The organism is Haloprofundus halobius (assembly GCF_020097835.1).
In the GTDB taxonomy this organism is placed as follows: domain Archaea; phylum Halobacteriota; class Halobacteria; order Halobacteriales; family Haloferacaceae; genus Haloprofundus; species Haloprofundus halobius.
This window is the reverse complement of the sequence record NZ_CP083666.1, coordinates 2,064,625-2,086,044: the sequence shown is the minus strand read 5'-3', so window position 1 is coordinate 2,086,044 and position 21,420 is coordinate 2,064,625. Positions and strand designations below refer to the sequence as shown.

Annotated in this window: 16 protein-coding genes and 1 pseudogene; 9 read left to right on the top strand and 8 right to left on the bottom strand. The window is 65.0% G+C overall.

Features of this window, described 5'->3' with window-relative positions; genetic code table 11:
• Positions 1-85 precede the first annotated feature (85 nt).
• Both LAQ74_RS10920 and LAQ74_RS10915 read left to right on the top strand, forming a co-directional pair.
• On the top strand, positions 86-1,927 hold the full coding sequence (locus LAQ74_RS10920; protein WP_224332580.1) for a S9 family peptidase: 1,842 nt from the start codon (positions 86-88) through the stop codon (positions 1,925-1,927).
• A gap of 159 nt (positions 1,928-2,086) precedes the next feature.
• A complete protein-coding gene (locus tag LAQ74_RS10915; protein WP_224332579.1) occupies positions 2,087-4,651 on the top strand; it encodes a DNA topoisomerase I in 2,565 nt (854 codons plus the stop codon).
• Positions 4,652-5,030: 379 nt separating this feature from the next.
• On the opposite strand, the pseudogene LAQ74_RS20620 reads toward LAQ74_RS10915, so the two are convergent.
• Positions 5,031-5,288, bottom strand: a pseudogene (locus tag LAQ74_RS20620) (restriction endonuclease); the annotation flags it as partial.
• A 235-nt stretch (positions 5,289-5,523) separates the two neighbouring features.
• On the opposite strand from LAQ74_RS20620, the gene LAQ74_RS10900 reads away from it, so the two are divergent.
• Positions 5,524-6,234: a phosphoglycerol geranylgeranyltransferase gene (locus LAQ74_RS10900; protein WP_224332577.1), complete on the top strand. Its 711-nt coding sequence runs from the start codon at positions 5,524-5,526 to the stop codon at positions 6,232-6,234.
• 49 nt (positions 6,235-6,283) lie between these two features.
• Here the strand turns inward: LAQ74_RS10900 and LAQ74_RS10895 are convergent, their stop codons facing one another.
• The 3 genes from LAQ74_RS10895 to LAQ74_RS10885 all read right to left on the bottom strand — a co-directional run bounded on the left by LAQ74_RS10895 (position 6,284) and on the right by LAQ74_RS10885 (position 10,927).
• A complete protein-coding gene (locus LAQ74_RS10895; protein WP_224332576.1) occupies positions 6,284-7,528 on the bottom strand; it encodes a cation:proton antiporter in 1,245 nt (414 codons plus the stop codon).
• Between the two features lie 333 nt (positions 7,529-7,861).
• Complete coding sequence (locus tag LAQ74_RS10890; RefSeq protein WP_224332575.1) at positions 7,862-10,243, bottom strand: cation:proton antiporter domain-containing protein; 2,382 nt, start codon at positions 10,241-10,243, stop codon at positions 7,862-7,864.
• Between the two features lie 207 nt (positions 10,244-10,450).
• Complete coding sequence (locus tag LAQ74_RS10885) at positions 10,451-10,927, bottom strand: Lrp/AsnC family transcriptional regulator (RefSeq protein ID WP_224332574.1); 477 nt, start codon at positions 10,925-10,927, stop codon at positions 10,451-10,453.
• A 174-nt stretch (positions 10,928-11,101) separates the two neighbouring features.
• Here LAQ74_RS10885 and aspS point away from each other — a divergent pair, with 174 nt between their 5' ends.
• Both aspS and LAQ74_RS10875 read left to right on the top strand, forming a co-directional pair.
• A complete protein-coding gene (aspS, locus tag LAQ74_RS10880) occupies positions 11,102-12,406 on the top strand; it encodes an aspartate--tRNA(Asn) ligase (RefSeq protein WP_224332573.1) in 1,305 nt (434 codons plus the stop codon).
• 142 nt (positions 12,407-12,548) lie between these two features.
• Positions 12,549-13,100 carry a hypothetical protein gene (locus tag LAQ74_RS10875; RefSeq protein ID WP_224332572.1) on the top strand — a complete coding sequence of 184 codons (552 nt, stop codon included), beginning with the start codon at positions 12,549-12,551 and terminating at the stop codon, positions 13,098-13,100.
• Positions 13,101-13,320: 220 nt separating this feature from the next.
• Here LAQ74_RS10875 and LAQ74_RS10870 read toward each other — a convergent pair whose 3' ends face one another.
• The gene (locus tag LAQ74_RS10870; protein WP_224332571.1) at positions 13,321-13,563 is read right to left on the bottom strand and encodes a PRC-barrel domain containing protein; all 243 of its coding nucleotides are present in this window, start codon (positions 13,561-13,563) and stop codon (positions 13,321-13,323) included.
• A 268-nt stretch (positions 13,564-13,831) separates the two neighbouring features.
• Between LAQ74_RS10870 and LAQ74_RS10865 the strand changes: the two genes are divergently transcribed.
• From LAQ74_RS10865 to LAQ74_RS10855, 3 genes are all read left to right on the top strand, one after another.
• A complete protein-coding gene (locus LAQ74_RS10865; RefSeq protein WP_224332570.1) occupies positions 13,832-14,722 on the top strand; it encodes a pantoate kinase in 891 nt (296 codons plus the stop codon).
• A 34-nt stretch (positions 14,723-14,756) separates the two neighbouring features.
• Positions 14,757-15,497 carry a 4-phosphopantoate--beta-alanine ligase gene (locus LAQ74_RS10860; RefSeq protein WP_224332569.1) on the top strand — a complete coding sequence of 247 codons (741 nt, stop codon included), beginning with the start codon at positions 14,757-14,759 and terminating at the stop codon, positions 15,495-15,497.
• A 153-nt stretch (positions 15,498-15,650) separates the two neighbouring features.
• Positions 15,651-16,550: an NmrA family NAD(P)-binding protein gene (locus LAQ74_RS10855; protein ID WP_224332568.1), complete on the top strand. Its 900-nt coding sequence runs from the start codon at positions 15,651-15,653 to the stop codon at positions 16,548-16,550.
• 69 nt (positions 16,551-16,619) lie between these two features.
• On the opposite strand, the gene LAQ74_RS10850 is transcribed toward LAQ74_RS10855, so the two are convergent.
• From LAQ74_RS10850 to LAQ74_RS10840, 3 genes are all read right to left on the bottom strand, one after another.
• Positions 16,620-17,696 (bottom strand): molybdopterin-dependent oxidoreductase, encoded by a 1,077-nt coding sequence (locus LAQ74_RS10850; protein ID WP_224332567.1) that lies wholly within the window; start codon positions 17,694-17,696, stop codon positions 16,620-16,622.
• A gap of 56 nt (positions 17,697-17,752) precedes the next feature.
• The gene (locus LAQ74_RS10845; RefSeq protein ID WP_224332566.1) at positions 17,753-18,571 is read right to left on the bottom strand and encodes a hypothetical protein; all 819 of its coding nucleotides are present in this window, start codon (positions 18,569-18,571) and stop codon (positions 17,753-17,755) included.
• Between the two features lie 102 nt (positions 18,572-18,673).
• Positions 18,674-19,654: a glutathione S-transferase family protein gene (locus LAQ74_RS10840; protein WP_224332565.1), complete on the bottom strand. Its 981-nt coding sequence runs from the start codon at positions 19,652-19,654 to the stop codon at positions 18,674-18,676.
• 254 nt (positions 19,655-19,908) lie between these two features.
• Here LAQ74_RS10840 and LAQ74_RS10835 point away from each other — a divergent pair, with 254 nt between their 5' ends.
• The gene (locus LAQ74_RS10835) at positions 19,909-21,324 is read left to right on the top strand and encodes a hypothetical protein (protein WP_224337389.1); all 1,416 of its coding nucleotides are present in this window, start codon (positions 19,909-19,911) and stop codon (positions 21,322-21,324) included.
• The last annotated feature ends 96 nt before the right edge of the window (positions 21,325-21,420 follow it).

Below are 21,420 nucleotides of genomic sequence, written 5' to 3'. Positions count from 1 at the left end.
ACGGGGCGGCACCGCCTTCGGCAGACTCCCGGCAAGCATCCGCCGGATGCTGAACCCTTATCCGACCCGCGGCCACTCTGCAAGCATGCCACAGTACGCCGTCGCCCGCTACCTCGGCATCGACGCCGCTCAGCAACCCGCGTTCTCGCCGGACGGAGAGAGGCTGACATTCATCCGTGACACGACCGGAACGCCCCAAATATGGACGCTCGCCGACGCGAACGCGCCGCCGACGCGACTCACCGCGTTCGAGGAGCGCATCTCCGTTATCGAGTGGTCGCCGACGCGCGAGGAGTTCGTCTTCGGGATGGACCAAGGCAGCGACGAGCGCGACCAGTTGTTCCGCTACGACGCCGCCGACGGCACTATCTACGGCCTCACCGAGCGTCCCGAGGCGATACACGGCTGGGGCGGTTGGTCGCCGTCGGGCGACTCCTTCGCCTTCACCTCGAACCGCCGCGACGCACGGGCGTTCGACGTGTACGTGCAAGCGCGAAACGGGGGCCCCGACGACGCCGAACTCGTCTTCGAGTCCGACGGCTGGCTCGAAATCCTCGGATGGTCGCCCGACGGCGAGTCGCTCGCGCTCCGCGAGGCGCACGCGAGTTACGACCAGGAGCTCTCGATTCTGAACCTCGAATCCGGCCAGGCGCGCGTCGTCACCCCAGACGGGGAAGCCAGCTACGACTGCGTCGCGTTCGGTCCCGACGGCGAGTCGCTCTACCTCGTGACGAACTACGACGCGGACACGAGCTATCTTGGACGACTCGGCCTCGAATCGGGCGAGGTGGACGTCGTCGCCGACGGTAGCGGTGACGGCGGCGACTGGAACGTCGAAGAGTTCGTCTTCGACCGCGACTCTCGGGCCGTCGTCTACGGCCGCAACGTCGACGGCTACTCGGAACTGTACGCTGGCGGACTCGTCGACGAGACGACGGTCGACGTCGGTGCGGTCGACCTCCCGCGAGGCGTCGCGTCCGACGTGACGCTAGGTCCCGACGGTGAACGGTTCGCGTTCACGTTCTCGGAGAACACCGAACCGTTCGGCGTCTACGTCGGCGAACTGACGTCGGACGACGACAACGGCGCGGCGACCGCCAAACCCACCCGTTGGACGCCGCTCGACACCGTCGGCATCCCGCAGTCGACGTTCCGGAGCGCCGAGACGGTTCGGTACGAGAGCTTCGACGGAAGAGAGATACCGGCGTACTGGACGCTCCCCGGCGAAGCTGAGGACGCCGAACCCGGTTCGACGCCGGTTATCGTCGATATCCACGGCGGCCCCGAACACCAGCGGCGGCCGTGGTTCTACCCGACCAAGCAGTACTTCCTCAACGAGGGGTATGCTGTACTGGAACCGAACGCCCGCGGGTCGTCGGGCTACGGGAAGGCGTACACCCACCTCGACGACCGAGAGAAGCGGATGGACTCGGTGCAGGACGTCAAAGCGGCCGTCGACTGGCTGTACGAGCAGGAGGCCGTCGACGCCGACAGAATCGTCGCCTACGGTCGCTCCTACGGCGGGTTCATGGTGCTCGCGGCTATCACCGAGTATCCCGACATCTGGGCAGCGGCGGTGGAGTTCGTCGGCATCGCCGACTTCGAGACGTTTCTGGAGAACACCGGCGAGTGGCGGCGCGACCACCGTAGCGCCGAGTACGGGTCGCTGGAGAACCGGGAGTTGCTGAAATCCATCAGTCCGATTCACAACGTCGACCGAGTCGAGTGTCCGCTGTTCGTCCAACACGGCGCGAACGACCCGCGCGTCCCCGTCGGCGAGACGGAGCAGATCGTCGAGCGCGTGCGCGAACGCGGTATACCGGTCGAAAAACTCGTCTTCGAGGACGAGGGCCACCACACGACGACGCGTTCGAATCTCGTCGAGGAGTTCGAGCGGATTCGCGCGTTCTTGGACGAACACGTCTGAGCGCGAATGCGGCGTCGAGTTGGTAGTTCTCGCGCGTACGCGAACGCGCGACGCGAGCGTTGCACGGGCGCTCACACGTGCGCGTGTCTGCGCTTGCTTGCGATTTTGGCCCAACCCACCGCGAAAGATTTAGGCCGTCCCTTCGCATATCGCCTGGCAATGAGTAAGGGGCCGGAACTGATAATCACCGAGAAGGACAACGCCGCGAGGCGCATCGCGGACATCCTCAGCGGCGAGTCCGCCGACGCCGAGCGGATGAACGGCGTGAACGTCTACAAGTGGGGTGGCAAGCGCTGTATCGGCCTGTCGGGGCACGTCGTCGGCGTCGACTTCCCGCCGGAGTACAACGACTGGCGCGACGTCGAACCCGTCGAACTCATCGACGCACCCATCGACAAACATCCGACCCAGGAGAACATCGTCGCCGCGCTGCGACGACTCGCTCGCCACGCCTCCCGCGTCACCATCGCCACCGACTACGACCGCGAGGGCGAACTCATCGGGAAGGAGGCGTACGAACTCGTCCGCGACGTCAACGAAGAGGCTCCGATCGACCGCGTTCGATTCTCCTCTATCACGAAGCGCGAGGTGACCGAGGCGTTCGAGAATCCCGAAGATCTGGACTTCGACCTCGCGGCCGCCGGTGAGGCGCGACAGATCATCGACCTCGTGTGGGGCGCGGCGCTGACGCGCTTCCTCTCGCTGTCGGCGCGCCAACTCGGCGACGACTTCATCTCCGTCGGTCGGGTGCAGGGGCCGACGCTGAAACTCATCGTCGACCGCGAGCGCGAAATCGACGCGTTCGACCCCGAGAACTACTGGGAACTGTTCGCGGACCTCGAAAAAAGTGGGTCGGGGGAGACCTTCGAGGCGCAGTACTTCTACCCCGACGAGGACGGCAACGAGGCCGAACGCGTCTGGGACGAGGAGACCGCGAACGAGGTCTACGACACGATCCAGACCGCGTCGTCGGCGACGGTGCAGTCGGTTCGCCGCCGCACGCGGACGGACAAGCCGCCCGCGCCGTTCAATACTACTCAATTCATCCGCGCCGCAGGAAGTATCGGTTACTCCGCCCAGCGCGCGATGAGCATCGCCGAGGACCTCTACACGGCCGGTTACATCACCTACCCCCGGACGGACAACACCGTCTACCCGGACGATTTGGACCCCGAGGAGCTCGTCTCGGAGTTCGTCGGCACTCGGCGCTTCGGCGACGACGCCGAGTCTCTCTTGGAACTCGACGAACTCACGGCGACGGAAGGCGACGAGGAGACGACCGACCACCCGCCGATCCACCCAACGGGCGAACTCCCCTCCTCCGCAGACATCTCCGAGGACGAGTACGACGTGTACGAACTCGTCGTTCGGCGCTTCTTCGCCACCGTCGCCGAGGCAGCAAAGTGGGAACACCTCCGCGTCGTCGCCGACGTCGACGCCGACGGCGAGCCGCTCTCGCTGAAGGCCAACGGGAAACGACTCGTCAAGGAGGGCTACCACGCCGTCTACCCGTACTTCAACAACACCGAGAGCTTCGTCCCCGACGTCTCGGAGGGCGAGACCCTCTCGGTCACCGACACCCGCTTCGAGGCCAAGGAGACCCAACCGCCGCGACGCTACGGCCAGTCGCGGCTCATCGAGACGATGGAGAAGATGGGCATCGGGACGAAGGCGACCCGCCACGACGTGATTCAGAAGCTCTACGACAGAAACTACATCGAGAGCGACCCGCCGCGGCCGACGCGCCTCGCCCGCGCCGTCGTCAGCGCCTCGGAGGAGTTCGCCGACCGCATCGTGAGCGAGGAGATGACCGCCCAACTCGAATCCGACATGCTCGCCATCGCCGACGGCGAGAAGGACTTCGAGGACGTAACCGAGGAGTCCCGCGAGATGCTCGAAGCCGTCTTCGAGGGGCTGATGGAGTCCGGCGACGAGTTGGGCAAACAGCTCCAGAAGTCGCTGAAGGCGGACAAGACACTCGGGCCGTGTCCGGAGTGCGGCGAGGACCTGCTCGTCAGAAAGAGCCGGTACGGCTCGTACTTCGTCGGCTGCGACGGTTACCCCGACTGCGAGTACACGCTCCCGCTTCCGTCGACGGGCAAGCCGCTCATCCTCGAAGACGAGTGCGAGGAGCACGGCCTCCACCACGTGAAGATGCTCGCCGGGCGCAAGACGTTCGTCCACGGCTGTCCGCAGTGTAAAGCCGACGAGGCCGACGAGCAGGACGACCTCGTCATCGGGGCGTGTCCCGACTGTGGAGAGGGCGCGACGTCGGAGACGTCGCGAGGCGAAGGCGGTGAAACCGCCGAAGCGCACGGCGGCGAGTTGGCTATCAAGCAACTGCGTTCGGGCTCTCGGCTCGTCGGCTGTACGCGCTACCCCGAGTGCGACTACTCGCTGCCGCTGCCGCGCCGCGGCGAGATCGAAGTCACCGACGAGGAGTGCGAGGAACACGGCCTCCCCCACCTCGTCGTCCACAACGGCGACGAACCGTGGGAACTCGGCTGCCCCATCTGCAACTACCGCGAGTACCAAGCCCAACAGGTCGGCGGCGACGAGCTGCAGAGCATCTCGGGTATCGGCGAGAAGACGGCGGAGAAACTGCGAGCAGCCGGCATCGCGGACGTGCCCGGGCTGAAGGACGCCGACCCCGACGACGTGGCGGCGACTGTCGAAGGCGTGGGTGCGGATAGGGTTCGCGATTGGCAGGCGAAAGCGGACTAACTCCCACCTTTTACGCTGCGCTCGCTTCGCTCGCTCGGTAAAAGCTGGACCAAAAGCACTCCTTCTTCACTTCGCTTCGCTCCGTTCAGTCGTCGGTCTGCTCGCTCACTTCGTTCGCTCGCAGTAAGTGTGCTACTGTCAGAGGTCCTTTTAACGCCAGAAACGTTGGAGCTGTTATGAACGAAGAACTGGCTCGCTGGATGTCATGTCCTGAATGCACGAGCTCCGACGTGAAAACCCATTCCAGTATCCCGAACGACTGGATCCGAATCACCTGCGACGACTGTGGAGCGGACAGTCTCGACGCTACCCGAGACCGACTTTAGTTGAGGGAGTAGACCGGCTTGTTACCTTCTCAGCGGCCTCACTCACAGAGGAACTACTCGTCCGCTACCGCCCCCTTCACAATCTCTATCTCCTCCTCCGTCAACCCGTACAACTCGTACACGATCCGGTCGATGAGGTCGTCCGTTTTCTCGATTTTCGCCTCCGACTCGTCGGCGCGTTCCTTCGTCTCCAGATACCGCTCCAGTCCGTCGCGCACGTCGTCGACGGCGGGGAGCGTCAGCGCCTCGATGCGGTCGACCAGCGAGTTGGTCTTCGTCGCCGTCTTCCGGAAGTTCGCGAACCCACCGGCCCCTCGTCACAGTCCCACTCACTAAGGTCGGAGATCCGCTCGTCGAGATAGTAGTTCGAGAACAGATTCGAGTTCAGATACGGTGACTCCGAGAGCGTCGACTGGCTCATGACGGTTACATCGATGGGTTCGTCCGACCGACCTGAATCTATGGAATCTCCGAGAACGTCCGCCAGAGACTGGCCGAACTAGCGTTCCGCACGCTTTTTAACGACTGCCGGGAGTACACAGTCCAATGACTCTCCCCTGGGAATCGTGGGACCACATCCTCAAAATCGATCCCGACAAACCGCTCGTCGACGGCGAGACGTTCGCCGACGCCTGCGAGACCGGCACCGACGCCATCGAAATCGGCGGCACGCTCGACATCACCACCGAGAAGATGCAGCGCGTCGTCGACGCCTGCGCCGAGTACGACGTGCCGCTGTACCAGGAGCCGTCGAACCCCGCGGTGGTCGTCGACGACGACGCGCTCGACGGCTACCTCATCCCAACCGTCTTCAACGCCAGCGACTCATTCTGGGTCACAGGCGCGCACAAGGAGTGGGTCCGCATCGAGAACGGCCTCGACTGGGACCGCACGCACACTGAGGCGTACATCGTCCTCAACCCCGAGGCCTCCGTCGCGCAACTGACCGACGCCGACTGCGAGCAATCCGTCGACGACGTGGCCGCGTGGGCCGCCGTCGCCGAGAAGATGTTCGGCCAGGATATCGTCTACGTCGAGTACTCCGGCATGTACGGCGACACCGAGAAAGTACGAGCCGCACAGGACGCCCTTGACGACTCGGCGCTGTTCTACGGCGGCGGCATCCGGAGCTACGACGCCGCCTACGAGATGGGTCAGTACGCCGACGTCGTCGTCGTCGGCGACCTGCTCCACGACGAGGGTGTCGACGCCGTCCGCGAGACCGTCGAGGGCGTCAAGGACGCCCACGCCGAGTAATTCTTCTCCGTGCTTTCGGTTCGAGTCGACGTTCGGTAACAGAGAGCGGTCAGTCCGCCGTACCGACCGCCTCGTCCTCGTCGAGTCTGACGAGTTCGCCGGCTGACTCCAGCAGCTTCACGCCCCACGTCATCGTCACGGGGACGAGCGCCGTCGTGAAGATGGCGATGAAGACGAGGATAGAGAACATCTGCTGGTCGATGACGCCCGCCGACAGCCCGATGGAGGCGATGATGATCTCGACGGTACCGCGGCCGTTCATCCCGAAGCCGATGACCAGTCCCTCGCGGGAGGTGAGCTTCGTCGGCAACGAGAACAGCCACGAGCCGACGATCTTGCCGACGAACGCGATGGCGACGAGCAGCGCGAGCAACCCGAGGTTCTGCGTGAACACGTCGAACGTCAACTCGAAGGCGACGGTGACGAAGAAGATGGGTGCGAAAAAGCCGATGGCGAGGTCGTAGATGACGTTCTCCATGTGCTCGTACAGTCCCGGCGTGATGTCGGCCTGGCGGAGGAACATTCCGGCCATGAACCCGCCGATGATCGTGTGCAGTCCCGCCAGAGCGGCGAGTTCGGCGAACAGTAGTGCGACCAGCAGCGCGAACGTGAACGCTGTCGTCTTGTCGACGAAGCCGTACTGCTCGCGGAGTTCTTCGAGTTTCGTCCACAGCGGCGGCAGGAAGCGGTCGCCGATGAACAGCGTCACCGCGAAGAACGCCAGCGCCTTCGCGAAGATGACGGCGATGTCGACGGGGTTCACCGACCCGGCCTCGACGAAGCCGATGATGCCCGCGAACGCGACGAGCACGCCCACGTCGGAGACGAGCGCCCCGCCGAGGAGCACGCCCGCGATGCGCGTGTCGAGAAGGTCGAGGTCCGAGAGGATCCGCGACTTCGTCGCCAGCGACGTCGCCGCCATCGCCAGCCCCAAAAACAGCGCCGCGCCCGTCGACTCCCCGAGTACCATCCCGGCCGCGTAGCCGAGACCGAACGGGATGACGAACCCGCCGATAGCGATGAGTAGTGCCTGCGGCCCGAGTTCGAAGAGTTTGTGGAGGTCGACCTCGGTGCCGACGTACACCATCAGCAGGAAGACACCGAGTTCCGAGAGCACCGTCAGTACCTCCGACGGTTGGATGATTCCCAGTATCGGCGGCCCGAAGACGAGTCCGGCGAACAGTTCGCCCATCATCGCCGGGTAGCCGAAGCGTTCGGCGAGCGCGCCGAACACCCACGCGACGGCGAGAACGAGCAGGAGACCTAGGATGTCGATCTCGGCGGCTTCGACCATCAGCCGCTCTCCTTGTGGTGTCGGCGTCTCGTTCTCCGTCTCGGGGCGTCTGTGTCGGTGACGAGGAGATTCACGTACATGAACAAAGAGTATCTTAGCGGGTTATCGCACGCTCGCTGACTTCTCTCGTCCGAGCGTGGGGAACGAATCCACATAAGCAACCCGATTTGATTCACACATCCGCAGATAATTCAGCTCGAGTTTCGAATTCGTTGTGACGGTTCCGGGGTCGCGGGGTTCTCGCTCCCGTGGTCGACTCGAAGCCGATGACCAGTCCCTCGCGGCGACGGACTGGCCGAGCGGCGTCAGGTTCGACGACCGCACGGCGGCCGGTCACCGCGAACTGAGCACGGCCACCGGACAGGTGGCGTTCCGTATCACGTACTCGGCCCGGTGTCCGAGGAACGCCCGACCCGACACCGGTCGGATGTTGCTCCCGAGGAGGACGAGATCCGCCCCGGTCTCGTCGGCGTACTCCACGATGGCCTCCTGCGGTTCGTCGTCGTCGCCGACGAACACCTTGGTCGTCACCTCGACGCCCATCGCGCGCCCGAGGTCCGCCTCAGCGTCGACTATCTCCTCGCCGATGCGCCGCGCCTGTTGGATGTCGGGTTCCTCGACGAATCGGTCGCCGATCTGCGGCGGGTTGACCACGTGAAGCACTTCGACCAGCGTGTTTCCGCCGGCGATGGCGAACGCCACTTCGGCGGCGTGGCGGTTGTACTCCGCGCCGACCGTCGGCAGGAGGATCCGTCGAATCGGTTTCTGTTCGAGAATCCCGTCCGACGCCTCCGGGTCCGCGTTGACGACCATCACCGGACAGGGGGCGTTCTGGACGACTTCGTCGACGACCGACCCGAAAAGCGGGTCGTCCGGACGCGCGCCGCGCTCGGACGCACCGAGGACGAGCATGTCGTAATCCCGCTCGGCCTCGGTGAGTACCGCCTCCGTTGCACTCCCCCGCTCGCTGCGGACGACGTTCCGCGCCGACACGTCACCGCCAGGATCGAGTTGGAACTGCATCAGGTTCAGACATCGCGCCGAGTCGCTCGCGTAGTCGGTCTCACCGTCGGTGCCCGTCCCCGACTGTGACGACTGTCCGGTGTCCGTCCGTGACGACCGTTCAGCTCCGCCGGCCGTCGGATCCTCGCGCCCGCCGTCGGTCGCGTGTGTCGCCTCGTCGGATCCGACATACGGCAGTTTCGAGACGAACGACTCTATTCGACCAGGGGACCGCTCCGTCTCGTCGTACCGAAGATACATGTTCGTCACCTCTATCTCCTCGTCGCGGGTGAGACGGCCGAGCAACTGGGCGGCGAACTGCGAGTCGCCGCTGCACCGCGTCGGCAGCAGGATCGTCGTCACCGACCCGAGGAAGCTCCCAGCCTGTCGCTTCTCGCGCTCGAGACGCTCGCGCTCGGCGTCGGACATCGGCACCTTCGGGAGGCTCCAGCGGAGCAGCGGCGGAGCCATCAGTGAGGTGACGATGGCGATCATGACGATGATGCTGTACATCTCCACCGTGAGGACTCCGAGTCCGAGACCGACCATAGCGACGATTATCTCCATCGCACCGCGAGCGTTCAGCCCCGCGCCCATCGTGATCCCCTCCCAGTGGGAGAGACCGGCGGCTTTCGCGCCGACGTAGGAGCCGACGAACTTCCCGACGACGGCGATAAGAAGCGCCCCTATCGCAGCGAAGAACACTACTGGTTCGAAAAGCGAGGTGAGGTCGACGCGGAGACCCGCCGTCGCGAAGAAGATAGGCGCGAACACGCCCATCGTCATCATCTCGAAGGTGTGTTCGGTCTCGTAGTCGAAGCGCTTGACCTGCCCGACGAGGATGCCGACGACGAACGCGCCGAGGACGACCTCGAGGTGGAGGTAGTGGGTGAACGACCCGACGCCCATCGACAACACCATCACCGTCGTTATCTTCGCCACCTGTCCGCCGACGACGTTGTCGACCCAGCGGATGAGCCACCTGACGAGGCGCTGTCCGACGGTGAACCCGAACAGCAGGAAGACCGTGAGGTACAGGATCGTCAGCCCCGTGCTCGCCAGCTCTATCTGCCCCGTGCGGGCGAGTCCGGCGACGAGCGCCAGCAGAATCCAGCCGACGGTGTCGTTTATCATTCCGGCGGCCAGCGAAATCTGTCCGAAGTCGCGCCTGATGGCGTCCATGTCCATCAGGATCTTCGCGATGACCGGGATGGCGGAGATGCTCATCGCGACCGCGACGAACAGCGCGAACGCCAGCCGCTGGTCCGCTTGCGCGACGAATCGGACGGGAAGATACCAGGCGAACGCGAACCCGATCACGAAGGGGACGACGATGCTCGTGATGGAGATAATTGTCGACTCCGTCGCCCGACTCACGATGAGTCTGAGGTCGGTCTCCAGTCCAGTGAGGATGATAAGCATCAACAGCCCGATCCACGAGACGACCTCGATGAGGTGGAACTGCGGTTCGATGTTCGTGCCTGGTGCGAAGACGGCCCCCGAGACGAGCGTCGTCACGTCGAAGAGCGACGGACCGAGGACGATACCGGCGGTCAGTTCGCCGACGACTGCGGGCAGGTCAAACCGCTTCGCCAACTCACCGAGACCGCGCGCGACGACCAGCAGCGTGGTGAGCATGACGAACAACCAGAGCAACTGGTCGTGTCCCAGCGGTTCGATGACGGTCTGGCCGGGGACGACGAGTGGGTCCATCGGTCCCTACGTCCCACCCCGGTCCGCGATGCGTCCGGCGGGCGCTCGGTCGGAAACGGCGGAGTTCGGACCTCTCGTCTCGCCGGTCGGGTTCGGCGGAACTGATGCCACGTGTCGAGTGATCATTTCGTCTACGTGGGTTCGGATACGTGATAAAGTAGCCGGTTGTTATGCGGAATCGTTAAAATAGGAGACTATTTTTCAGGATTACTCAACGGGGCGGTCGCAGTCGAACGCCGTATACGCACAGGTGTACTCGTTCCGAATGAGTTCCTCTTCGACGATTTCGAAGCCGAGCGCGCTGAGGTCGCGCCCGATTCGGCTCAGATCGTCGCTATCCTGTCCGACGACGGTGATGTGGACGTTCTCGTCGCCGGTCATGATTTCGCGGACGGAGACGACTCCGTCGACGTCGAGCGCCTGCCGTGCGAGTTGCTCTCGTTTGGGAATCGGGGCCGTACAGAGGATGAGCGTGTACAGTTGGTATCCGGCCGCCTCGAAGTCGATGTCGAGATGGCTACCGCGGATGATTCCGTCGTCCTGTAACCGTTTGATTCGGTTTCGGACGGTGCTCGAAGAGACGCCTCGCGCGTCCGCAATCTCTCGGGCGGACGTCCCTCGCGCGTCACCCTGTAGCGCGTAGATGATGTAGCGGTCGAGGTCGTCTATTTCCCGCTGTGGCATGCATTGAAGCGTGAGCACTACGCTGAAATGTGTTTTGTTCACGGGCGCGAGCATCTGTCCGATAGCCGTTGGTGCGACGTGATGGTCGTCTCCCGGTCCCCTCTCGTCGCGGCCGAGAGCTCATCGTCGGAGCGAATCGACCCTTTTTATGCCGTGTAGCTTCGAAGCGTGACCATGCGAAACAGAACGTACGCAGCGGACGCCGAACCGGGAGAGACGGTGACGCTCGCCGGCTGGGTCCACGAGGTTCGTGACCTCGGCGGCATCGCCTTTCTCATCCTGCGGGACGCGACCGGCAAGATTCAGATCAAGTTCGAGAAGGACGAGATGGACGAGGAACTCGTCGAGACCGGACTGGGCGTCCACCGCGAGAGCGTCATCTCGGTGACCGGCGAGGTCGGCGAGGAACCGCGCGCGCCGACGGGCGTCGAAGTCGTCCCCGAGAGCCTCGACGTCGTCGCCGAGGCCGACCCGCAACTGCCGCTGGACCCCTCCGGGAAGGTCGACGCCGAACTGCCGACGCGCCTCGACAACCGAACGCTCGACCTCCGGAAAGACGAGGTAAAGGCCATCTTCGAGATTCGCGCCGAGGTCCAGCGCGCCGTCCGCGAGACGTTCCGCGACCTGCACGCGACCGAGATCAACACGCCGAAAATCGTCGCCACGGGCACCGAGGGCGGCACCGAACTGTTCCCCATCACCTACTTCGGCAAGGAGGCGTTCATGAACCAGTCGCCACAGCTGTTCAAACAGCTGATGGTCGGCTCCGGACTGGAGCGCGTCTTCGAGATCGGTCCCATCTTCCGCGCCGAGGAGCACAACACGCCGCGACACCTCAACGAGGCGACCTCCATCGACTTCGAGTCGGCGTTCGTCGACCACACGGAGGCGATGGACGTCTGCGAGGCCGTCGTCAAGGCGGCGTACGAGGCCGTCGAGGAGAACTGTCAGCGCCAACTCGAAGCGCTCGGACTCGAAGACGAGTTCGAGGCCCCCTCCGGCGAGTTCCCGCGACTCACCTACGAGGAGGCCATCGAACGCATCAACGCGTCGGGCGAACTCGACGAGCACCTCGTCTGGGGCGACGACCTGCCGACCGAGGGTGAGAAGGCGCTCGGCGAGGACGTCGGCGAGCACTACTTCATCACCGACTGGCCCAGCGAGATCAAGCCGTTCTACATCAAGGACCACGACGACGACGAGTCGCTCTCGACCGGGTTCGACATGATGCACCCGACCATGGAACTCGTCTCGGGCGGCCAGCGTGAACACCGCTACGACGAACTCGTCGCCGGCTTCGAACAGCAGGGGCTCGACCCCGAGTCGTTCGACTACTACACGAAGATGTTCAAGTACGGCATGCCCCCGCACGCCGGATTCGGTCTCGGCGGCGAGCGTCTCATCATGACGATGCTCGGACTGGAGAACATCCGTGAAGCCGTCCTCTTCCCGCGTGACAGACAGCGTCTGAGCCCGTAGACCCAACGGAACTGACGACCACTTCATTTTTCGCGTCGCTCGGAGAGCAGACAGCGACGAAAGCGGCTTCTGTTTCGACGATACTGACGGACGACTGAGACGGCCAAGCGACTTATTCGCGTCCGCTTCCAAGCCCGGCTCGATGCCCGAACTGAACGACACCGTGCTTAGCGAGGCGGGCGACCGCGGGCGGACGCTTCTGGTCACGGACCTCGTCGGACTCATCGAACGCCACGAGCGGAGCGACCGGCCAGGCGTCGAATCCGAGCGCGTCGTGACGTACGCCGAAGCGTTGGAGGCCGACGGCGCGCGCATCGACGCGCCGAGCGTCCCGTCGGCCGTCGAGGAACGCCGAACCAACTCCTCCTCGTGGGTCGGCGACGATGTCCTCTACACCGTCGACGACGGCCGCGTGAGTACGTTCCCCGAACGCTGGCACGAGGGTCTCCGCGGCGAGAGCGACGTGAGGCGGTATCTCGAAGTCATCCTCGACGACGTCGACGACAGCGAAAACGCGTTCAGCATGGGCGGCGCGGGGCGAGGTGTTCCGCGCAGTCTCCTCTTCGACGCGACGGCCGCTCTCGGGGAACTGAACCCGACCGAGGCCAAAGCGCAGATAGAGGCGCTCCGCGACGAGGGGGTTCTCGCCGAGGACGTCGACCAGCATCCGAACGCACGCGTCTCGTTCGCGTAGGCGCGCCGAGGTAGTCGTCGACTCCGGCAACTGCGTCGAACGGATGTCGCCGCTCGGCGGCGAGAAACAGGATGGGCGATCGCTCGGTGCCGGACGACGTCACGTCGCGAGAAACGACCGAGAGGACGCGAAACGGCGGTGCGTCCGGGAGTGATGCATGTCTAACTTGTCGACCGTTCGGCGAGTTAGGTTGCGAACGGCGTGGTGGACGCGCCGTGCGTCACACGTCCCGACGAAGTCTGATTTCGTCGTCGGTGACCGCCTCGACGGCTTCCTCCTGGAGCGGGTACGTGTCTTCGTCCCTCTCACCCCAGCCGAGTTTCGATTTGAGTTTCTCGGTGAGTCCGGGGTCCGGTTCGACGTACGCTGTTCCGTGTTCAACATCGGCAACGATGCCTACGGTGTCGCCGTCGGCGGCGACGACCTTCTTCCCCTCATCGTCTTCGGTGATGTTAGTTGCCATCGGTGGGTCCTCCGTAGTCGTCTGCGACCTGCTGGTCGCGTCGACACCGACGAGGGAGAGACGTAAAAAGCGACCCGACCGTTTCTCCGGGTCCCAACCGAAAAATGTGCCGCGAGAACTCCCGAAAATGCCGATATTCGGTTCCAAATGATGGATCGTAGTGCTACTGGCTACCAGACGGAAATGCGGCGTTTATTCGCGTGAACGGCCTGAACGACTGCCGTCCCGGATTGTAACTGTTAAACCCGCGGCGCGGGGATGACCGAGTATGGCTGGCGAGGCAGTAGCGTTCGTTCCCGGTCACGTAACCGGTTTCTTCAGCGCCCATCCGAACGACGACCCGGCCGTCGCCGGGTCGCGCGGGGCGGGCGTGACCCTCTCGACGGGGGTAACCGTCCGCATCCGTCCGGCGGCGACGACGACGGTGACGCTCGACGGCGAGACGATTCGCGTCGAACCGGTCGAGCGAGTGCTGGAGGCACTCTCGGTGACGGCGACCGTCGACGCCGACACGTCGTTGCCCTTGGGCGCGGGGTTCGGCGTCTCGGGCGCGATGGCGCTCGGGACCGCGTTGGCGGCCAACAGCGTCTTCGACCGAGCGCTCTCGCAGAACGAACTCGTCACACTCGCCCACGGCGCGGAAGTACAGTCTGGTACCGGTCTCGGCGACGTAGTCGCACAGGCGCACGGTGGCGTGCCGATTCGCCTCGAACCCGGGGCACCCGGCGAGGGACTGCTGGACAGCATCCCCGCCCAGACCCGTATCGAGTACGTCACGTTCGGCGAACGCTCCACCGAGGACGTGCTCTCGGGCGACACGACCCGGCTCTCGGAGGCCGGGAGTCGCGCGCTGTCGAGTCTCGTCGAACGCCCCACGCTCGACCGGTTCATGTTCGCGTCGCGTCGGTTCGCCAGGGAAGCGGGACTGCTCACCGGCCGCGCCGAGGCGGCGATACGCGACGTGAACGCCGTCGACGGCGAAGCGTCGATGGCGATGCTCGGTGACTCCGTCTTCGCGCTCGGGGCCGGCCTCTCCGACGCGGGGTACGACCCGGCGGTCTGTCACAGTCACCCGGCGGGCGCGAGAGTGCTCGGCGACGACGAAAGTGGCGCGCCCGCGGGACGTGGGCCGTCTCCCGCGGCGCCGGGCAACGAGTAACACCGATTTTTATCCCCCGTCGTCAATAGCCGGTATGACCGATATTCCCGCGGACCACCCCCGGTACGAGTCGCTTTTGACGCGACATCGAATCGAGGCGGGAGTCGACGAGGGTATCACCAGCAGGCAGGGACTCATCGCCCAGGGACGCGGCGAAGCGTTCGACTACCTCCTCGGCGAGCGGACGACCGAGAGCGCCGACGCCGCCGAGCGCGCCGCCGCGGCGCATCTCCTCCTGGCCGACCACCCCGTGCTGTCGATAAACGGGAACGTCGCCGCGCTCTGCCCGGGCGAACTCGTCGAACTCGCCGAAGTCGTGGGCGCAGACCTCGAAGTGAATCTGTTCAACCGGACCGAAGAGCGCATGGCGGCCATCGCCGACCACCTGCGCGAGCACGGCGCGACCGAGGTGAAGGGGTTGACCGCCGACGGCCGCATCCCCGGCCTCTCGCACGAACGCGCGAAAGTCGACGCCGACGGTATCGGCGACGCCGACGTCGTCTTGGTCCCCCTCGAAGACGGGGACAGAGCCGAGGCGCTCGCGGCGATGGGGAAAGTCGAACTCGTCGTCGACCTCAACCCGATGTCACGGTCGGCACAGAGCGCTACTGTCCCGATCGTCGACAACATCGTTCGCGCGGTACCGAACGTCACCCGACACGCCCGTGAGCTACGGCGACGACCCCGCGAGGACCTCGAACGAATCGTCGCCGAGTTCGACGCGGCGGCGGCGCTCGAAGCGGCCGAGAACGCGATTCGGACCGGGGCGAAATAGTTCGACCTGCACGCCGCTCGCCGAACACCGCTCGCCCAACGCCGCTCGTCTCCGCGCGGCGGACGGACTCGTCGTCAGTCGGTCGGGTGGCTCGCATCGCCGTCACCGCCGCAGGTAGTGTCGCTTATCTACCACCATCGCATACGGCGGTCTATGACTCGTCGAGTCCTCGTCGCAAACGCGACTGGAAGACTCGGAAAAGCCGTTGCCGAACACCTTTCCTCCGACGAGTGCGAGACGTTCGACGTTCGGGTTCTCACGGATACGTCGACCCCCGACGTCACGGAGTTCCGCACCGAGCAGGGACCGATACTCGTCGAGGTGGACGCGTCCGACGCCGACGCGTTAGCGACCGCCGTCGAGGACGCCGACGCCCTCTTTCTCAGCGACGACGCGGACGACGCCGACGCCGAACGCGAGCGCATCGTCGCGATGGGCGAAGCGCTCGTTGAGGCCGCCGAGCGAGCGAACCTCCCGCAGTTCGTCTACGCGAGCGCCGGCGGTGTCGAGTCCGAAACCGATGTCCCGGAACTCGACGCCATCCACGCCGTCGAACGGCGCGTTCGCGACGCTGACGTTCCGTGGACCGTACTCCGTCCGGCACTTCTCATGCAACAGTTCGAATCGTGTCGAGGTGGTATCGAGTCCGGCACACTCACGCTACCGCTCGAAGAGGGCTCCCATCTGCACCTCGTCGACGCCGCGGACGTGGCGGCGGTCGTCGCTCGCGTGCTCGACAGTCCCGACACTTTCCTCGGCGAAACGCTCGAACTCGCGGCCGACGCCTACACCCTCGACGAACTCGCGTCGATGTTCGCCGACGTGCTCGGCCACGAGGTGACTGGAATTCGCGCTCCGATGGACGCCGTTCGCGAGGAACTCACCGAGGAACGTGTCACGCTGTTCGAGTTCGTCAACGACGGCGGCTACGACGTCGACGTCGAGGCCATCCGGGAGCGGTACGAGTTCGAGTTCACCTCGTTCGAGGAGTACCTCGACGCCAACTGGTCGGCCGCGGCCCCGGAGCCGTCCACGAAGTCGACGGCCGACTGAGCGGACGAGCGGCGGTGAGAGCGAGCGATAACGGAAACGAGAGGCGGCGAGAGCGGGCGACGGAGGCGGTCAGTCGAAGCCGCTTATCAAGGTGACGAGCCACTGTGCCGGGTCGCCACGGCGTCGGACGGACACCTCCTCGACCCACTTCACCCACTGGAAGCCGCGGCGTCCCGGCGCGACGAGTCGCAGCGGCGCGCCGTGGCCGTGCGAGAGCGGGTCGTCGCCGACGCGGGTCGCCAGCAGCGCCTCTCGGGCTTCCTCGACGGGGAGGCTCCAGCGATAGCCGGTGACGGAGACAAAGCGGACGTACCGGGCGTCGTCGGCGAGGCCCGCAGCGTCGAGCAGGTCTCCGACGCGGACGCCGCGCCAGTTCTGGACGGTGTACCACCCGCTCGTGCAGTCGAGCAGCGCTTCCAGCTCCGCCCCGGTCGTCAGGTCGTCGTAGTCGAGTTCCAGCGTCGTCTCGACGCGGCCGCCGACCGACAGTGTCCACGTCTCCGTGTCGACCGGGTCGGGGTCGTCGGCGACCCAACTCGTCACCGGAAACGACGACCCTTCGACGGGTTTCGACCCGGTGAACCGGCGTTCGACGCCTGTCGTGCCGAGCAAGCGGTTCGTCGTCTCCTGGGCGCGAAACAGCACCGCGCCGCCGACGAGCAGGCCCGCGTACTGGAGGGCGGCGCGGCGGTCCTCGAAGTCGACTCGACGCGGCGGCCGAAAGTGCGTACGGAGGTGGAGCACCACGACGGGAACGAGCAGTAAACCGAAGAAGACGTGGACGCTCAGCAGGTTCCACAGCCAGATATCGGCGTCCGCACCGATCACCCACGCGATACCCGTACCGAGTGTCGCCAGCGCGAGCACCGTCAACAGCAGCGACAGCGCGGTCGCGCGGGTCCACAGTCGGCGGTTCGTCACCCGGTGACGGACGCGGTAGAGTTTGAATCCCACGAGCGCGACGAGCGTCAGTCCGGCGACCGCGTGTAGCCAGAACAGCCACGCGCCGTCGGACGTCCCGACGGTGAAACTCAGCAGTCCGGAGAGAGTTTCGAAGCAGACGAGTGCGAAGATGGACCAGTCGACGAGACGCGGCTGTGGCTCGACGGCAGCGAGTACCCCTCCGACCGTGTCGCGCGATAACACAGTTACTCTAGGAAACGGACGCTACAAGAGCGCGTCGTCGGAACCGACGCGGTCGACTACTGGTTAGGTGACTCGCTCGTCTCCTCCGCTTCCTCGTCGTCGGATTCCGCCTCGCCGTCGGCTTCGAGCGGCGACTCACCCTCGGTACCGCCCGAATCTGACTCTGTGTCACTCCCGTCGGATTCTTCCTCGTCGGTCTCGTCGTCCGACTCTTCGGTCTCCAGTACAGCCTCGCCGGCGGTTTGGTCGCCGTCCTCGTCCGTCGCCGCCTCGACGACATCTTCTTCCACGACTGTCTCACCCGGTTCCGGCGAGACGTCGCCGCTCTCGTCTTCGACCGTGTCGACCATCTCGTCGACTTCGTCCTCCTCGGCGACGTTCGTACCCATCACGTCCTCCTCGGCGACGTTCGTCTCGGTGATGTCGCGTTCGGTCGCGTCGGGTTCGGAGTCGCCCACCGCACGGCGCTTCTGCACGGCGTAGGCGACGACAGCGACGACCACCGCGAACGTGAGCAGTCGCAGGAGCGTCCCGACGACCGACCGCGACCCGGACGACTCTCCGGCCGCCGGTTCCGCTTCGGCATCCTGCGCTGGAGCGTCCGTCTCCGCCAGCAGTCGTCCGATTCGCTCGTCTCGGCTCAGTCGTCGGAGTACGCCGAGAGCGACGAGCGACACCGCGACGAGTTGCTTTCCCGTCCGTCGCTCGCGACTCTGTGCTGTGTCCTGTCCCGCGAGCGTCCGGAGGAACCGTTCGACGTCGAACGACGTCGAGTCCGCGTCCGAGTCCGCACCGGACGACTCGGTAGGTTCGTCCTCCACTATCGCGCGGGCCACGCGCTTTGCTTCGTCCATCGTCTCTCGTCGGTTGTTCATCACGTGTGTTCTCCCTGTGAGAACTCAGCACGGAGCCTCGAAAGGTTTCGGGCGAACGTCACGTTCGGGAGTCTGTCTTCGATACCGTACTGTCCAGACGAATTACTCGAACAGACTGTCCGGCGGGCCACCCGCGAGAAGGTCTCTGTCGTGCGGTTCCGAGAAGTCGATGTCCGGTCCGACCGGTACCAGCCGTTTGGGGTTCACGTCGCCGTGGCTTCGGTAGTAGTGCTCGGTGATGTGTTCGAGGTTGACCGTCTCCGCGATTCCGGGCAACTGGAACAGTTCCTTCGTGTAGTTCCAGAGGTTCGAATACTCGTGAATCGCCCGGCGGTTGCACTTGAAGTGAGTGTGGTAGACGTGGTCGAAGCGGACGAGCGTCGCGAACATCGCCAGATCCGCTTCCGTGAGCACGTCGCCTGCGAGGAAGCGCCGTTCGTCGAGTACCTCCTCCCAGTGGTCGAGCGCCTCGAACAGGTCCCCGACCGCGCGGTCGTACGCCGACTGCGAATCCGCGAATCCGGCGCGGTAGACGCCGTTGTTGACCGGCTCGTAGATGTCGTCGATGAGTCGGTCGACTTCGTCTTGATACCCCTCCGGGTAGAGGTCTACGTCGCGTTCGGCGAGGCGGCCGAATCCGGTATCGAGCATCCGCATGATCTCTTCGGACTCGTTGTTGACGATGGTCTCCTCCGCTTTGTCCCAGAGGACGGGGACTGTCACGCGGCCGGTGTAGTCGCCGTCCGCGCGGACGTAGATGTCCCGGAGGTACGGTTCGTCGTATAGTGGGTCCGGGAACCGTTCGGAGAACTCCCAGCCGTCGTCGATGCGGACCGGTTCGGTCAACGAGAGCGTGACGGCGTGTTCGAGACCCAAGAGCGCGCGCGTCATCGCCGCTCGGTGCGCCCACGGGCAGGCCCGGCAGATGTAGAGGTGGTATCGACCCGCCTCGACGGGGAACCTCGCGTCCTCGCGGTCCTCGATGCGGTCGCGGAACGACGTCTCCTGTCTGTCGAACTCTCCCTCGTCGTTGGTCGTCTGGTAGGCGTCGGTGGTCCACTCGCCGTCGACGAGCATGTTCATCGACTGTCGCCCCTGAGCGTCGCTGGTCGAGTCATTTCGTTCACACGTACGGCCGCTGCGAGCAAAAGCGTTCGGCGGAGTGGCGAATCGCGCGCATTCGCCGCGCCGTCCGGCGGTCGTACGCTCGGATTATCGTAACAGTATGCCGGGCCATACTGCTGAAACAATCGAACGGTTGCCCATAACAAAGCCAGTAGTTGTTCTTGCCGCACGCGATGCCCGACTCTGGTTCGACACGACAGTATGTGCCCTTGGTGGTGCTCCTCGTCGTCGCCCTCGGCGCAATAGCCGTCGGTTCCGGCTTCGCGTCGCAGTTCGACGCAGGGTCACTGTCCCCGGTCAACGACTCCCCCAACGAATCGAGCAGCGAGACTGCCGGCTCCGAAATCGTCACCAACGAGACGACGCCGAACGAGACGACGCCGAACGAGACGTCGGAGACGACGACCACGGATGCGCCGTCTACCGCCGATGACGACGATGCTGGCGGCTCGGACGCCGGCGACTCGAACGACGCCGGTGGTTCCGACGACGCCGACGATTCGGACGCCGGTAGCTCGAACGACGCCGACAATTCTGACGATTCTGACGACGCTGACGATTCGAACGACGCTGGCGGCTCCGACGACGCCGACGATTCGGACGAGTCGGACGATTCCGACGCAGACGACACGACCACCTCCGCATCGGCGTCGGTCGAACCGCTACAGGATAGCTCGGATCAGTGTGGTCAACTCACCGTCTCGAACCCCAACGAGTTCGCGGTGACCTACAGCTACTCCGTTCAGGAGACGGGGACGAGCGGGAACGTCGAACTCGAACCCGGCGAGTCGACCACCATCGACCTCGACTTGGGCGACGTCGAGGGCCAGTACTACGTGGTCACCGAGGCGACGCGAACCGACTCCGGCGAGTCGGTGCCCGTCGAGGACGAGGAGACCTCGGCGATAACCGAGAGCGTCGAAGCCTGCGGTCCCTCGGAGACCACCGAGACGAGCACGTCGTCGACTTCGACGCCGACCGAGACCGAGACGACGACTTCTACGTCGTCGTCGGTCGAACCGCTGCAGGATAGCTCGGACCAGTGCGGTCAGCTCACCGTCTCGAACCCCAACGAGTTCGCGGTGGCCTACAGCTACTCCGTCCAGGAGACGGGGACGAGCGGGAACGTCGAACTCGGCCCCGGTGAGTCGACCACCGTCGACCTCGACTTGGGCGACGCCGAGGGTCAGTACTACGTGGTCACCGAGGCGACGCGAACCGACACCGACGAGTCGGTGCCGGTCGAAGACGAAGAGTCCTCGGCGATAACCGAGAGCGTCGAAGCGTGCGGTTCCTCGAAGTCCACCGAGACGAGCACGTCATCGACTTCGACGCAGACCGAGACGGCAACGTCGACGCAGACCGAGACGGCAACGTCGACGCAGACCGCGACGGCAACGTCGACGCAGACCGCGACGGCAACGTCGACGCAGACCGCGACCGAGACAGAAACGGCTACCTCGACACAGACTGCGACCGAAACGTCGACTGCCACCTCGACAGAGACTGCAACGGAAACGGCAACGTCGACGCAGACTGCGACCGAGACTGAGACGGCAACGTCGACGCAGACCGCGACGCAGACTGCGACCGAAACGCCGAACGAGACGACGGCCGACGGCGCGTAACCCGTCGAGTACGCGACCGCAACCAGTATCCGACGGCCGCCGGAACGCGGTTCGGGAGCGTCGCGAGCGACTGATACTTTCTTTGTCCCCCGGTCG